This window comes from Mycobacterium paraffinicum, assembly GCF_001907675.1.
GTDB classification, from domain to species: domain Bacteria; phylum Actinomycetota; class Actinomycetes; order Mycobacteriales; family Mycobacteriaceae; genus Mycobacterium; species Mycobacterium paraffinicum_A.
This window is the reverse complement of the sequence record NZ_MPNT01000008.1, coordinates 42,317-56,048: the sequence shown is the minus strand read 5'-3', so window position 1 is coordinate 56,048 and position 13,732 is coordinate 42,317. Positions and strand designations below refer to the sequence as shown.

Annotated in this window: 11 protein-coding genes and 1 pseudogene; 3 read left to right on the top strand and 9 right to left on the bottom strand. The window is 70.9% G+C overall.

All coding sequences use genetic code 11. The annotated features are described in order from the left end of the window. Positions 1-25 precede the first annotated feature (25 nt). A complete protein-coding gene (fbaA, locus tag BRW65_RS11055) occupies positions 26-1,063 on the bottom strand; it encodes a class II fructose-bisphosphate aldolase (RefSeq protein ID WP_073874451.1) in 1,038 nt (345 codons plus the stop codon). A gap of 86 nt (positions 1,064-1,149) precedes the next feature. Between fbaA and BRW65_RS11050 the strand changes: the two genes are divergently transcribed. Continuing rightward, positions 1,150-1,860, top strand: a complete 711-nt coding sequence (locus tag BRW65_RS11050; RefSeq protein WP_073874449.1) for a DedA family protein — start codon at positions 1,150-1,152, stop codon at positions 1,858-1,860. Here BRW65_RS11050 and BRW65_RS11045 read toward each other — a convergent pair. After that, positions 1,819-3,771 carry an acetoacetate--CoA ligase gene (locus tag BRW65_RS11045; RefSeq protein WP_073874448.1) on the bottom strand — a complete coding sequence of 651 codons (1,953 nt, stop codon included), beginning with the start codon at positions 3,769-3,771 and terminating at the stop codon, positions 1,819-1,821. The genes BRW65_RS11050 and BRW65_RS11045 overlap by 42 nt on opposite strands. Further along, on the bottom strand, positions 3,768-4,880 hold the full coding sequence (locus tag BRW65_RS11040) for a glycoside hydrolase family 76 protein (RefSeq protein ID WP_073874446.1): 1,113 nt from the start codon (positions 4,878-4,880) through the stop codon (positions 3,768-3,770). Before BRW65_RS11040 ends, BRW65_RS11045 begins: the two co-directional genes overlap by 4 nt. Positions 4,881-5,057: 177 nt before the next feature. On the opposite strand from BRW65_RS11040, the gene BRW65_RS11035 reads away from it, so the two are divergent. Beyond that, positions 5,058-6,464, top strand: coding sequence for an ethanolamine ammonia-lyase subunit EutB (locus tag BRW65_RS11035; RefSeq protein ID WP_073874444.1), 1,407 nt, complete (start codon positions 5,058-5,060; stop codon positions 6,462-6,464). After that, a pseudogene (gene eutC / locus BRW65_RS11030) lies at positions 6,464-7,198 on the top strand (ethanolamine ammonia-lyase subunit EutC); the annotation flags it as partial. The gene BRW65_RS11035 and the pseudogene eutC, both read left to right, overlap by 1 nt. Here the strand turns inward: eutC and BRW65_RS11025 are convergent. From BRW65_RS11025 to BRW65_RS11000, 6 genes are all read right to left on the bottom strand, one after another. After that, positions 7,173-8,363: a vWA domain-containing protein gene (locus BRW65_RS11025; RefSeq protein ID WP_073874440.1), complete on the bottom strand. Its 1,191-nt coding sequence runs from the start codon at positions 8,361-8,363 to the stop codon at positions 7,173-7,175. The pseudogene eutC and the gene BRW65_RS11025 sit on opposite strands and share 26 nt — an antisense overlap. Positions 8,364-8,369: 6 nt before the next feature. Further along, the gene (locus BRW65_RS11020; protein WP_073874438.1) at positions 8,370-9,014 is read right to left on the bottom strand and encodes an SRPBCC family protein; all 645 of its coding nucleotides are present in this window, start codon (positions 9,012-9,014) and stop codon (positions 8,370-8,372) included. 12 nt (positions 9,015-9,026) lie between these two features. Continuing rightward, the gene (locus tag BRW65_RS11015; RefSeq protein WP_073874436.1) at positions 9,027-9,905 is read right to left on the bottom strand and encodes an AAA family ATPase; all 879 of its coding nucleotides are present in this window, start codon (positions 9,903-9,905) and stop codon (positions 9,027-9,029) included. Further along, positions 9,902-10,768: an XdhC family protein gene (locus tag BRW65_RS11010; RefSeq protein WP_073874434.1), complete on the bottom strand. Its 867-nt coding sequence runs from the start codon at positions 10,766-10,768 to the stop codon at positions 9,902-9,904. Before BRW65_RS11010 ends, BRW65_RS11015 begins: the two co-directional genes overlap by 4 nt. Before the next feature lie 82 nt (positions 10,769-10,850). After that, positions 10,851-13,259, bottom strand: a complete 2,409-nt coding sequence (locus BRW65_RS11005; protein ID WP_073874432.1) for an aerobic carbon-monoxide dehydrogenase large subunit — start codon at positions 13,257-13,259, stop codon at positions 10,851-10,853. After that, positions 13,256-13,732, bottom strand: a complete 477-nt coding sequence (locus BRW65_RS11000) for a (2Fe-2S)-binding protein (RefSeq protein WP_073874430.1) — start codon at positions 13,730-13,732, stop codon at positions 13,256-13,258. Before BRW65_RS11000 ends, BRW65_RS11005 begins: the two co-directional genes overlap by 4 nt.

Genomic DNA, 13,732 nt, shown 5'->3' with positions numbered 1-13,732 from the left:
TGCGGCCAGCCGCACGCTCGAGCGGCTAGCTTGAGCCGACGGACTTCCCGGCGCAGTGCAGGTCCTCGCACGCCTCCACCACGCGCTCGCTCATCGAGGCCTCGCCCTTCTTGAGGTAGCTGCGCGGGTCGTAGACCTTCTTGTTGCCCACCTCGCCGTCGACCTTGAGCACGCCGTCGTAGTTGCTGAACATGTGCCCGGCGATCGGGCGGGTGAACGCGTACTGCGTGTCGGTGTCGACGTTCATCTTCACCACGCCGTAGCGCAGCGCCTCCTCGATCTCGGACTTCAGCGAGCCCGACCCGCCGTGGAAGACGAAGTCGAACGGCTTCGACCCGTCGGGCAGCCCCAGCTTGGCCGAGGCCACCTTCTGGCCCTGGTCCAGGATGTCGGGGCGCAGCTTGACATTGCCGGGCTTGTAGACGCCGTGCACGTTGCCGAAGGTCGCCGCCAGCAGGTACTTGCCGTGCTCCCCGTGGCCGAGCGCCTCGACGGTCTTCTCGAAGTCCTCCGGCGTGGTGTACAGCTTGTCGTTGATCTCGTGGGCGACACCGTCCTCTTCGCCACCGACGACGCCGATCTCGATCTCCAGGACGATCTTGGCGGCAGCGGCCTCCTTGAGCAGTTCCTGCGCGATGGTCAGGTTCTCGTCGATCGGCACGGCCGAGCCGTCCCACATGTGCGACTGAAATAACGGGTCCTGACCCGCGGCCACCCGCTGGGCGGAGATCTGCAGCAGCGGCCGCACGTAGCTGTCCAGCTTGTCCTTGGGGCAGTGATCGGTGTGCAGCGCGACGTTGATCGGGTACCTGGCCGCGATCACGCGGGTGAACTCGGCCAGCGCCACCGCCCCGGTCACCATGTCCTTCACCCCCAGGCCGGAGGCGAACTCCGCACCGCCGGTGGAGAACTGGATGATGCCGTCGCTGCCGGCGTCGGCGAAGCCCTTGATGGCGGCGTTGACCGTCTCCGAGGAGGTGCAGTTGATGGCCGGGAAGGCGTACGAGTTTTCCTTGGCGCGGCCCAACATCTCGGCGTACACCTCGGGCGTGGCGATGGGCATTCCGAACTCCTCTGCTGCGGCCGGGTCCACTCAGTATCGTCCAGGATGGTCAAGGGCTCACCCCGAAGCCGGTATCTTGAGGAATCATGAGCAGCACCGCCGTGACGGCCCTGCCCCACATCTTCGACCCGATGTACTGGTTGGGCGCCGACGGCGTCTTCGGCTCCGCGGTGCTGCCCGGGATCCTGATCATCGTCTTCATCGAGACCGGGCTGCTGTTTCCCCTGCTGCCCGGCGAATCGCTGCTGTTCACGGGCGGCCTGCTGGCCGCGCACCCGAACCCGCCCGCGAGTATCTGGGTGCTGGCCCCCGCCGTCGCGCTGGTGGCGATACTGGGCGATCAGACCGGCTATTTCATCGGCCGGCGGATCGGCCCGGCCCTGTTCAAGAAGGAAGACTCCCGGTTCTTCAAGAAGCACTACGTGACCGAGTCGCACGCGTTCTTCGAGAAATACGGGCCGTGGGCGATCATCCTGGCCCGGTTCGCGCCGTTCGTGCGGACGTTCGTCCCCCCGGTCGCCGGGGTGTCCTACATGCGCTACCCGGTGTTCCTGGGCTTCGACATCGTGGGCGGCATCCTGTGGGGCGGCGGTGTGACGCTGGCGGGCTACTTCCTGGGCAATGTGCCGTTCGTGCACCACAACCTGCAGAAGATCCTGCTGGTGATCCTGGTGGTGTCGCTGATGCCGGCGTTCATCGCGGCCGTGCGAAGCTACCGGGCGCGCCGACGGGGGCCGGCCGCCACGGAGCCGGACTCAGGACACGCGGCTCCTGCGATACGCAACGAAAGCGTCTAGCAATTCCGGCCGGTCGATCGAACTTCGCTGCACGGCCTCGCCCGGCGCGGCGCCCAGCAGGATCCGCTTGATCGGGATCTCCAGCCGCTTGCCGGTCAGCGTGCGCGGTATGCCCGGCACGGCCAGGATGTCGTCGGGCACGTGGCGCGGGGAGGCGTGCTGGCGGATGGCCGCGACGATCCTGGACCGCAACCCGTCGTCGAGCTCCGCTCCGTCGGCCAGGGCAACGAACAGCGGCATCCAGTAGCCGCCGTCGTCCTGCTCGACACCGACCACCAGGCAGTCGCCCACCTCGGGCATGCCCTCGACCGCGGTGTAGATCTCGGCGCTGCCCATCCGCACGCCCATCCGGTTCAGGGTGGCGTCCGAACGGCCGTGCACCACGACGGATCCCCGGTCGGTGATGGTGATCGAGTCGCCGTGACACCACACGCCGGGGTACTTCTCGAAGTAGGCGGCGCGGTAGCGGCTGCCGTCGTCGTCGTTCCAGAAGAACACCGGCATCGACGGCATCGGCTCGGTGATCACCAGCTCGCCCTCTTCACCGATTACGGGATGGTTTGCGCCGGACCAGGATTCGACGGCCGCGCCCAGGCAGATGCAGGACAGCTCGCCGGCCGTCACCGGCAGGATGGCGCAGCCGCCGACGAAGGCGGTGCAGACGTCGGTGCCGCCGCTCATCGAGATCACCGGCACCGGGCGGCCGAGTCCCTGCTGCACCCAACGGAATCCGGAGGCGGGCAGGGGCGAACCGGTGGAACCCACGGCGCACAGCCCGGCCAGCGGGTAGGCCTCGCCCGGCTTGAGCCCCTTCTTGGCGCAGGCCAGCAGGTAGCCGGCGCCGGCGCCGAGCACGTTGACACCGCTGTCGGCGGCGACCCGCCACAGCGCGTCGGTGCCCAAATGCGTTGGGCTGCCGTCGTAGAGCACGATCGTGGTGTCGACCAGCAGCCCGGACAGCAGCAGGTTCCACATCATCCAGCTGGTCGACGAGTACCACAAGAAACGCTCGCCGGCGTGCAGATCCAGCTGCAGGCTCAGGTATTTCAGGTGCTCGATCACCGTGCCGCCGTGGCCGTGCACGATGCCCTTCGGCTTGCCGGTGGTGCCGGAGGAGAACATCACCCACAGCGGGTGCGCGAACGGCACGGGCGTGATCTCCAGGGGCGCCTCGTCGGCGACCGCCGTCGCCCACGGCACGGCGTCGTCGTCGATGGCGAGCCCGAGCCGCGGCACCACCACGGTGGCCCGCAGGCTGGGCATCGCCCGCCGGATGGCGTCCAGCTCCGCGCGCCGGTCGATGCGCTTGCCGTCATACACCGACCCGTCGGTGGCCACCAGCACGGCCGGTTCCACCTGGCCCAGCCGCGCGATCACGCCGTCGACGGCCACGTCCTGGTTGCACACCGCCCAGATGGCGCCGACGCTGGCGGCGGCCAGGGCGGCGACGGCCGCCTCGCCGACGTTGGGCAGGTAGCCGACGACGGCGTCCCCGGGCCGCACCCCGAGGCCGCGCAGGTAGGCCGCGAACGCCCCGGTCTCCCGCCGCAGCCGCGCCCACGACCACTCGCACGCGCCGTCCTCGCCGACGACGACCATCGCCGGGCGCTCGTCGGTGGCGTGCCGGAAGATCTCGGTGGCGTAGTTGAGCGTGGCGCCGGGGAACCACTCGGCGCCGGGCATGGAACGGTTGCCCAGCACCGCGCGCGGCGGGCTGTCCGCCTGGATGTCGAAGTAGTGCCAGACGGCGTCCCAGAACCACTCGATGTCGTCCACGGATTTGCGCTGCAGCGCCTGGTAGTCGCCGAACTGGCCGCGGCCGGTCTCGGCCAGCCACGCCATGAAGTGGGTGAGGTTTGCGTCGGCAAGCGTTGCCTCGTCCGGGATCCAGTCGCCGTCGAGTTTGCTCATGTCTCGCTCACGGCGGTGACGTTACAGGCGGCCTCCATCAGCATCCAGCCCGACAGCTGCACCGACAGGTCCCGCTCGGCGACCTCGGAACTGTTCACCGCGCCCTCGACGAATTGCGCCTCCCCGCCGTCCGCGGTGGGGAGTTGGGCGTCGCGGTCCCAGAACGGCCCGAACAGCGGCAGCCCGTCCACCGTTTGCCGGTAGTCCCACGCCGACTTCGCGCTGGCCAGCACGATCCGCCGGGCGGTGTCGCGGGCCGCGGCGTCGTCGGCCGAATCCCCCGGCAGGGTGGTGGCGACCAGCGCCAGGTATCGGGCGGTGATGCCGGAGAACAGCCCGCCGTCCCCGCCGCCGGCGCCGGTCAGCACGCCCGTCGGGGCCATGTGGTCGGCGACGGCCGCGACCAGCCGATGCACCCGCGGGGCGTGCCGATCGTCATGGGTGCGTGCCGCGAGTTCCGTTTCCAGGCCGAGCACCACGCCCTGGCAGTAGGTGTACTGGGCGCGGACCAGGGAGCCGGCCTTGATGCCGTCGAACACCAGGTGCGTCTCCGGATCGATCAGGGTCTCGTCGATCCAGTCGGCCATCTGCTGGGCGCGCCGCATCTTCTCGCCGTAGCGGGCCAGGAAGATCCCCGCCGGGCCGTTGGCCGGGGCGTTGAAGAACTGGTCCTGCTTGCGCCACGGGATGCCGCCGCCGTCCTCGGGCACCCACGCCGTCAGGAATTGATCGGCGAGCCTGGGCAGCGCGCGGTGCCGCTCGACCCCGGCGATCCGGGCGGCGCGTTCCAGCGCCAGCGCCAGCCAGGCCATGTCGTCGTAGTAGCTGTTGGTCCAGCGAAAGTTGTTGCGCAGCCGGTGCGAACGGACCTGGCGGTTGATCCTGGCGTGCCGCTGGGGCTGCGGGTCGCGCAGCTGCGCGTCGACCAGGCAGTCCAGCAGGTGCGCCTGCCACCAGTAGTGCCAGGTGCCGAACATCCGGTCGCGCCGCGTCGACGGCCACGCCACCACGCCCAGCTGCGTTGCGGGCAGCCCCCAGAGGCGCCTGAGGTGCCGTTGCGTGACGGCGGCCTCGGAGCTGGCCGCCCGGTTGACCCACAGCTGATCCATACTCCCCGATCCTGCCTCACACCCGCGTCCGCGCTGAGCGTGCGTTCTGGGACTCGCGGGTGCGCCCAGGGCGGCCCGCACCGGCGTGTCACCGCCCAGGCCGCACGCTGAAACGCGACGGCATCGGCACCGGCGAAGTCGACGCAATCAACGGGCGGCGGTGGCCTACGCTGATATATGCGCTACCGGCAAACGATTTCGGGGACCACGCACACCTTTGACGGGCTGGTCGACGTGATGGCCAAGGCGACGCCGCTGCGCTCCGGCGACCAGCTCGCGGGCTGCGCCGCCGGCTCGGACGCCGAGCGGGCCGCGGCCGCGTGGGTGCTGGCCGACATCCCCCTGGCGACGTTCCTCACCGACGTGGTGGTGCCATACGAGACCGACGAGGTCACCCGGCTCATCATCGACGGCCACGACCGCGACGCGTTCGGCCCGATCGCCGGCTTGACCGTGGGCGGGTTCCGCGACTGGCTGCTGGACGCGGCGTCCCGCGACGACGGCGCGGCGCGGCTCGCCGCGGTCTCCCCGGGGCTGACGCCGGAAATGGTTGCCGCGGTGTCGAAGATCATGCGCAACCAGGATTTGATTCTGGTGGCCGCCGCGGCGACGGCGACCGCCTCCTTCCGGACCACGATCGGGTTGCCGGGCACGCTGGCCACCCGGCTGCAACCGAACCACCCCACCGACGACCCGCGCGGGATCGCCGCCGCGCTGCTCGACGGGCTGCTGATGGGCTGCGGCGACGCGGTGATCGGCATCAACCCGGCGACGGATTCGCCGCACGCGGCCTCCGACCTGCTGCACCTGCTCGACGACATCCGGCAGCGGTTCGCGATCCCCGTGCAGTCGTGCGTGCTGTGCCACGTCACGACGACGATGGAGCTGATCGAGCGCGGCGCGCCGGTCGACCTGGTTTTCCAGTCGATCGCCGGCACCGAGGGCGCCAACGCCTCGTTCGGGACCTCGATTCCGATGCTGCTGGAGGCCAACGAGGCCGCCCGCTCGCTGAACCGCGGGACCGTCGGCGACAACGTCATGTACCTGGAGACGGGGCAGGGTGCGGCGCTGTCGGCCGGGGCCCACCTCGGCGTGGGTGACAGGCCCGTCGATCAGCAGACGCTGGAGGCGCGGGCCTACGCGGTGGCCCGGGCGCTGCAGCCGCTGCTGATCGACACCGTGGTCGGATTCATCGGGCCGGAGTACCTCTACGACGGCAAGCAGATCATCCGCGCCGGGCTCGAGGACAACTTCTGCGGGAAACTGCTCGGCCTGCCGATGGGCGTCGACGTCTGCTACACCAACCACGCCGAGGCCGACCAGGACGACATGGACACGCTGCTCACCCTGCTCGGCGTGGCGGGCACCGCGTTCGTCATCACCGTTCCCGGCGCCGACGACGTCATGCTCGGCTATCAGAGCCTGTCCTTTCACGACGCGCTGTACGTGCGAAAAGCGTTGGGGCTGCGGCCCGCTCCCGAATTCGAAGCATGGCTGGCCGGCCTGGGCATGGCCGACGCCAAGGGCCGGATCCTGCCCGTCGACCCCGCGACGTCGCCGCTGCGCGCGCTCGCAGCCGGCTGATGACCGATCCCGAACCCCCGAACGTCTGGGCTCCGCTGCGGGCGACCACGCGGGCGCGGATCGGGCTGGGGCGGGCGGGAGACTCGCTGCCGACCCGGCGCGTCCTCGAGTTCCAGGCCGCGCACGCCGCGGCACGCGACGCCGTGCACGAACCGCTCGACGTCGACGACCTCGTCCAGCGGCTCACGGCCGTCGGCATCGAGGAGCCGCTGCGGGTGCGCAGCCGGGCCGCCTCGCGCGGCGAATACCTGCGCCGGCCCGACCTCGGCCGCAGCCCGGCCGACCTGTCTGGTCTGCCGAAAACCAAGGCGGACATCGGCATTGTGCTCGCCGACGGCCTCTCGCCCCGCGCGCTGACCGACCACGCCGCGGGGATGGTCGAGGCGCTGGTGGGTGAATTCCACGGCCGATACACCACCGCCCCGGTGGTCGTCGCGACCCAGGCGCGCGTCGCGCTGGGCGACCACATCGGTCAAGCCCTCGGCGTCACAACCGTTCTCGTGCTCATCGGTGAACGGCCGGGGCTCTCGGTCGCCGACAGCCTGGGCATCTACCTGACACACCGGCCGGCCCCGGGGCGCACCGACGCCGACCGCAACTGCGTCTCCAACATCCATCCGCCCGACGGCCTGGGCTACCCGGCCGCCGCGGCGGTCACCGCCGCGCTGGTCGCCGGCGCCCGCGAACTCGGCCGCTCGGGGGTCGCCCTCAAAGACACAACGCGAGCAGCAATTGCCGTATCCCCGCCAGCGAGTGCGCCGGAAGGAATAGATCGCAATACGGCAGGGCCGCCGCCATCGAGCCGGCCAGCGGCCGGAAATCACCTTGCGCCGCACGGGGATTGAGCCAGACCAGTAACTCGGCGCGGCGCCGCAGCCGGGCCATCGCGTGCGCGAGCACGTCGGGGGGATCGCTGTCCCAGCCGTCCGAGGCGATGATGACCACGGCGCCGCGCAGCGCGTTGCCGTGGGGCGGAGCCAGCAGCCCGTTGACGCTGCGGCCGATGAAGGTGCCGCCGTAGCGGTCGGCGACCTTGGCGTTGGCCCGCTGCAGCGCCACCTCGGCGGATCGGTGCGCGAGTACCGACGTGAGCCGGGTCAGCGAGGTCGAGAAGGCGAAAACCTCGGGGCGGGTGCCGGCCTGGCGCGACACCGCCCGCATCAGATGCAGGTACACCGTGGCGTACGGCTGCATCGAGCGGCTCACGTCGCAGGCCAGGACGACCCGCCGGGCCCGGCGCCGCGGCCGGGTTCGCGCCAGGGCCATCGCTTCCCAGCCGGTGCTGCGCGACGCGTTCATCGTGGCCCGCAGGTCGATCCGTTTGCCGGCGGGACTGCGCTCGAATCGCCGGCTGCGCCGCCGCGGCCAGCGGGCGACGGTCGCCTCCAGCCAGCCGCCGAGCAGGCGGAGGTCCCCGGCGTCGAAGCGGTCGAACGGTTCGTCGGCCAGCGCCGCGATCCGGCTGGGCAGCACGTCCGGCAGCAGCAGGCTCGGGCCCGCCGCGTCGTCGGCGGTGGCCTGCGTCCGCGTCACCCAGGGCACGCCCTGGGCGGAAGCGGACGCGCCGCCGGCCGGGCGCAGGGTGCCGGCCGCGGGCGTCTTCGGGCCCGGCAGCGGCAGGGACGGGGCGCGGCGGCCGGTGCCGTCGGGGGCGGCGGCGCCGAAGACCTCCGCGAAGACGGTGTCGAAGGCGCCCAGATCCTCCATCCGGTTGACCAGCGTCACCCGGGCCGCCCAATACAGCGCGGTTGTGTTGTCGGGCAGCAGCTTTCGCAGCGCCTGCACGAAGCCGGCCGGGCCCCCGGCGGAGACGTGGACGCCGGCGGCGCGCAATCGCGCGACCAGTGCCGCCGCGAACGCCGCCAGGTCGACGCCCCGCAACAGCACCGGCGTGCCCACGGGTCGCTAACGCCTCCGGCCGAGCAACCAGCCCAGCACCAGCCCGGCCAGCGCGGCCAGCAGCAGCGGGGCGTACTTCTTGAGCTGGTCGGCCCCGGCGAGCTCGAGCAGGTCGATGGGTTCGGGCTCGGCGGCCGGGGCGGCGTGTTGCGGCTCCGGGACGCGCCCGACCTGCGCGGGGCCCTCGGGCGTGGCGGGGGTGGCTGTCTCGGCGGCCAGCTTGGCCTCGAGCGACTCGACGAACTGCCCCAGCAGCTTCTCGGACACCTGCTGCAGCATGCCGCTGCCGAACTGGGCCAGCTTGCCGACGATCTTCAGGTCGGTGTCCACGGTGACGTTGGTCTTGTCGCCCTCCGCCTGCAGCTGGGCGGTGACCGTCGCGGCCGCGTTCCCGGTGCCGCGCGTCTCCTTGCCCTTGGCGTCGATGACGGCGCGGTGCTGGCCGGGGTCCTGCTCGACGAAGCGCACCTTGCCGCTGAACTCGCTGGTGACCGGCCCCACCTTGACCTTGACCTTGCCGGCGTAGTCCTCCCCCTCGTGGCCGGTGAGTTGCGCGCCGGGCATCAGCGGGATCACCTGCTCCAGATCGCACAGCACGTCCCAGGCTTGGTCGATGGGCGCGCTGACGGTGAACTGGTTGGCGATCTTCATCCCGGGGTCCTCTCAGGTGCGGCTGTATTCCATGAACGCGTCGCGAATCAGCGTACGGTCGTCGGGGGTCTTGGCCAGCGCCCCCAGGCTGACCACCGCGGCGGGGTCCACCAGGTCGGCGACGCCGAGCGACACCAGGGCGGCGACCCAGTCGATCGTCTCGGCCACGCCCGGTGGCTTGTCCAGGTCGAGATCCCTTGCCGCGCCGACGAACTGGGTGACGTGTTCGATCAGCGCGGCTGCGGCGCCCGGGACCGTGCGCCGCACGATCGCGGCGGCCCGCGCAGCGTCGGGGTAGTCGATCCAGTGGTACAGGCAGCGGCGGCGCAGCGCGTCGTGCAGGTCGCGGCTGCGGTTGGAGGTCAGCACCGCGACGGGCGGGCGTTCGGCGACGAAGGTGCCCAGTTCGGGCACGGTGACGGCGGCTTCGCCGAGGAACTCGAGCAGCAGCGCCTCGAATTCGTCGTCGGCCCGATCGATCTCGTCGATCAGCAACACCGGCGGGGTGGGTCCGCGGTGGCGCACGCAGCGCAGGATCGGCCGGTCGACCAGGTAGGCCTCGGTGTACAGGTCGGCCTCGGCGATCTCCGTGTGCTGGGCTTCGGCCAGCCGGATGGACAGCAGCTGGCGCTGGTAGTTCCAGTCGTACAGCGCCTCGCCGGCGGTCAGCCCCTCGTAGCATTGCAGCCGTACCAGCGGGGTATTCAGCACGCCCGCAAGGGTTTTCGCGGCGGTGGTCTTGCCGACGCCCGGCTCGCCCTCCAGCAGCAGGGGGCGGCCCAGCGTGACCGCCAGGTAGATCGCGGACGCGGTCCCGACGTCCAGCAGGTAGTCCCGCGCGTCGAACCGGGCGATCACGTCGTCGACGTCGCTGAACACCGCAGGGGTCATGCGCCGGCTTTCCCCGCGAACGCCGTGCGGCAGCCCGGCCCGCAGAACCAGTAGTCGGTGCCGGCCAGCCGCAGGTGCTCGGCGGCCGGGCCGATCCGCACGGTCATCCCGCAGACCGGGTCGACCGCCTCGGCCGGGGCCGGTACGGCAACGGCGGGGGCGACGTCGCCGGCGCGGATGCCGGCGATCAGCTCGGCGGCGATCGACACCGCGATCTCCGCCGGGGTCTTGGCGCCGATGCGCAACCCGACCGGGGTGTGGACGCGGGCCCGCTCGGCGTCGGAGAGTCCGAGCGTGTCCAGGATCGAGGCGCCGCGCACCCTGCTGGCGACCAGGCCGATGTAGCCGACGCCGTGGTCCAGTGCGGCGCGGATGATGTCGGCCTCCGGCCCGCCGTGGCTGGCGATCACGATGGCGGTCGCGTCGGCGAGCTCGCCGTCTCGGCTGGTTTCGTAGCCGAGCACCGCGCACACCTGGGCCAGGGCGTCGGCGATCGGCGTCTCGCCGTAGACCCGGATCATCGGCGGCGGCAGCTGCGGCGTCAGGAAGATCTCCAGCGACCCGCCGGACAGGCACGGGTTGACGACGACGCAGGCGCCGGGCGCCTCGGGAAAGTGGACGTCGCCGTCGGGAAGCACCCGCAGCAGCACGCTTTCGCCCGCTTGCAGCGCGCCCAGCGCGGCCTTGCGGACGGAGTTCTGCGCGCACTGGCCGCCGACGAAACCCTCGATGGTGCCGTCCGCCAACAGGATCGCCTCGTCGCCGGGGTACGCCGAGGCGGGCGGCTGGGCGCGCACCACGGTCGCGCGCACGAACGGCGTGCGCGCGGCCAGTAGTTGCTGGGCCCGTTCGCTGATGGTCATCAAATGATTGCGCCCCTCTCCCCCGCACGCGGGAGGTACCCCCACCTCATCGCTCGTTCCTCGCTCTGCATCGTCGCGGCGCCTAAATCGGGGGCCTCGCCCTGCCCTGCATGGCCTCCCACACCCGCGACGGGGTCAGCGGCATGTCGGCGTGCCGAACCCCGAACGGCGCCAACGCGTCCACCACCGCGTTCACGACGGCGGGCGGCGAGCCCACGGTGGCCGATTCGCCGATGCCCTTCGCCCCGATCGGGTGGTGCGGCGAGGGCGTCACGGTGTGTCCCGTCTCCAGGTGGGGCACCTCGACCGCGGTGGGGATCAGGTAGTCCATCAGCGATCCGCCCAGGCAGTTGCCGTCGGCGTCGAACGCGATCATCTCCATCAGGGCCATGCCGATGCCGTCGACGATGCCGCCGTGCACCTGACCCTCGATGATCATCGGGTTGATCCGGGTGCCGCAGTCGTCGACCGCCAGGAAGCGGCGCACCTTGACCACCGCCGTGCCCGGATCCACGTCCACCACACAGAAATACGCGCCGTACGGGTAGGTCAGGTTCTCCGGGTTGTAGCAGACCTCGGCGTCCAGGCCGCCCTCGATGCCCTCGGGCAGGTCGCCGGCCCCGTGGGCCCGCATGGCGATGTCGGCGATCGTCACCGACGCCGACGGGTCGCCCTTGACGTGGAACGAGCCCTTCTCCCACTCCAGGTCGGCGACCGACACCTCGAGCATCCCCGACGCGATGATCTTGGCCTTGTCGCGCACCTTGCGGGCCACCAGCGCCGCGGCCGCGCCCGACACCGGCGTGGACCGGCTGCCGTAGGTGCCCAGCCCGAACGGGGTCTGGTCGGTATCGCCGTGCACCACGTCGATGTCGTCGGGCGGGATGCCCAGCTCCTCGGCGACGATCTGCGCGAACGTCGTCTCGTGGCCCTGCCCCTGGGTCTGAACCGACAGCCGCACAACGGCTTTGCCGGTCGGGTGCACCCGCAGCTCGCACCCGTCGGCCATGCCCAGGCCCAGGATGTCCATGTCCTTGCGGGGGCCCGCGCCGACGGCCTCGGTGAAGAAGGCCATGCCGATGCCCATCAGCTCGCCGCGCGCCCGCCGCTCCTTCTGCTCCTCGCGCAACGCCTGATAGCCGATCATGTCCATCGCCTTGCGCATGGTGGCCTCGTAGTCGCCCGAGTCGTACGTCCAGCCGGTCTTGCTCTGGTACGGGAATTGCTCGGGCCGCAACAGGTTTCGCAGCCGCAGCTCGGCCGGGTCCATCTTCAGCTCGAAGGCCAGGCAGTCGACCAGCCGCTCGACGAAGTACACCGCCTCGGTGATGCGGAACGAGCACGCGTAGGCCACCCCGCCGGGCGCCTTGTTCGTATACACCGCGGTCATGTGGCAGTAGGCGGCGTCGAGGTCGTAGCTGCCGGTGAACACGCCGAAGAACCCGGCCGGGTATTTCGTCGGCGCCGCCTGGCCGTTGAAGGCGCCGTGGTCGGCGAGCACGTTGGAGCGCAGGGCCAGGATCTTGCCGTCGCTGGTGGCGGCGATCTCGCCGACCATGATGTAGTCGCGGGCGAAGCTGGTGGAGGTCAGGTTCTCGCTGCGGTCCTCCATCCATTTCACCGGCTTGCCCAGCAGCAGCGAGCCGACGATGGCGCACACGTAGCCGGGATAGATCGGCACCTTGTTGCCGAAGCCGCCGCCGATGTCCGGCGAGATCACCCGGATCTTGTGTTCGGGCAGCCCGGCCACCAACGCGTACAGGGTGCGGTGCGCGTGCGGCGCCTGCGAGGTGGTCCACAGCGTCAGCTTGCCGGTCACCGGGTCCAGATCGGCCACGGCGCCGCAGGTTTCCATCGGCGCAGGGTGCACCCGCGGGTACACGATCTCCTGTTTGACGACCACGTCGGCGCGCGCGAACGCCGCCTCGGTGGCGGCGGCGTCACCGGTTTCCCAGTCGAAGATGTGGTTGTCTTTCTTGTTCTCGAGGTCGGTGCGGATGACGGGCGCCGACGGATCGAGCGCCGTGCGGACGTCGACGACGGGATCCAGCGGGTCGTAATCGACGTCGATCAGCTCCAGCGCGTCACGCGCCGAATACCGGTCCTCGGCAACGACGAACGCCACCTCCTGCCCCTGGAACCGCACCTTGTCGGTGGCCAGCACCGCCTGCACGTCGTTGGACAGCGTCGGCATCCAGGCCAGGCCCTTCTCGGCCAGGTCCGCGCCCGTCACCACCGCCTTGACCTTCGGGTGCGCCATCGCGGCGGTCACGTCGATGCCCGCGATGCGGGCGTGCGCGTACGGCGAGCGCAGGATGGCCAGGTGCAGCATGCCCGGCAGCGCCACGTCGTCGACGTAGGTGCCGCGGCCGCGGATGAAGCGCGGATCCTCCTTGCGCAGCATCCGGCCGTGGCCGCAAGGCTTTTGGTCGTTGTCCGCGGTGTCTTCGGGCGACGGCGGCCTTGATGCCCCCTCTTTAAAGGTGGTCATGATCCGGCCTCCACCGAACTGTGCTGGGCCGCCCATTGGATGGACCGCACGATCGTGGTGTATCCGGTGCAGCGGCAGATCTGCCCGGAGATCGCCTCGCGGATGGTCTGCTCGTCTGGGTCGGGATCGCGGTCGAGCAGCGCCCGGGCGGTGATCATCATCCCCGGCGTGCAGAACCCGCACTGCAACCCGTGACAGCGCATGAACCCCTCCTGCACCGGGTCCAGCCGGCCGTCGACCGCCAGCCCTTCGACCGTCCGGACGCTGTGGCCGGAGGCCATCACGGCGAGCATGGTGCAGGATTTGACCGGCACGCCGTCGACGTCGACCACGCAGGTGCCGCAGTTGCTGGTGTCGCAACCCCAGTGAGTCCCGGTGAGCCGCAGCTGATCCCGCAGGAAGTGCACCAGCAGCATCCGGGGCTCGACGTCGGCGCTCACCTGCTCGCCGTTGACCGTCATGTTCACCTGCAT

Coding starts and splice junctions, on each gene's coding strand:
- fbaA (WP_073874451.1), bottom strand. CDS start 1,063: ATGCCCATCGCCACGCCCGAGGTGTACGCCGAGATGTTGGGCCGCGCC.
- BRW65_RS11050 (WP_073874449.1), top strand. CDS start 1,150: ATGAGCAGCACCGCCGTGACGGCCCTGCCCCACATCTTCGACCCGATG.
- BRW65_RS11045 (WP_073874448.1), bottom strand. CDS start 3,771: ATGAGCAAACTCGACGGCGACTGGATCCCGGACGAGGCAACGCTTGCC.
- BRW65_RS11040 (WP_073874446.1), bottom strand. CDS start 4,880: ATGGATCAGCTGTGGGTCAACCGGGCGGCCAGCTCCGAGGCCGCCGTC.
- BRW65_RS11035 (WP_073874444.1), top strand. CDS start 5,058: ATGCGCTACCGGCAAACGATTTCGGGGACCACGCACACCTTTGACGGG.
- BRW65_RS11020 (WP_073874438.1), bottom strand. CDS start 9,014: ATGAAGATCGCCAACCAGTTCACCGTCAGCGCGCCCATCGACCAAGCC.
- BRW65_RS11015 (WP_073874436.1), bottom strand. CDS start 9,905: ATGACCCCTGCGGTGTTCAGCGACGTCGACGACGTGATCGCCCGGTTC.
- BRW65_RS11010 (WP_073874434.1), bottom strand. CDS start 10,768: ATGACCATCAGCGAACGGGCCCAGCAACTACTGGCCGCGCGCACGCCG.
- BRW65_RS11005 (WP_073874432.1), bottom strand. CDS start 13,259: ATGACCACCTTTAAAGAGGGGGCATCAAGGCCGCCGTCGCCCGAAGAC.
- BRW65_RS11000 (WP_073874430.1), bottom strand. CDS start 13,732: ATGCAGGTGAACATGACGGTCAACGGCGAGCAGGTGAGCGCCGACGTC.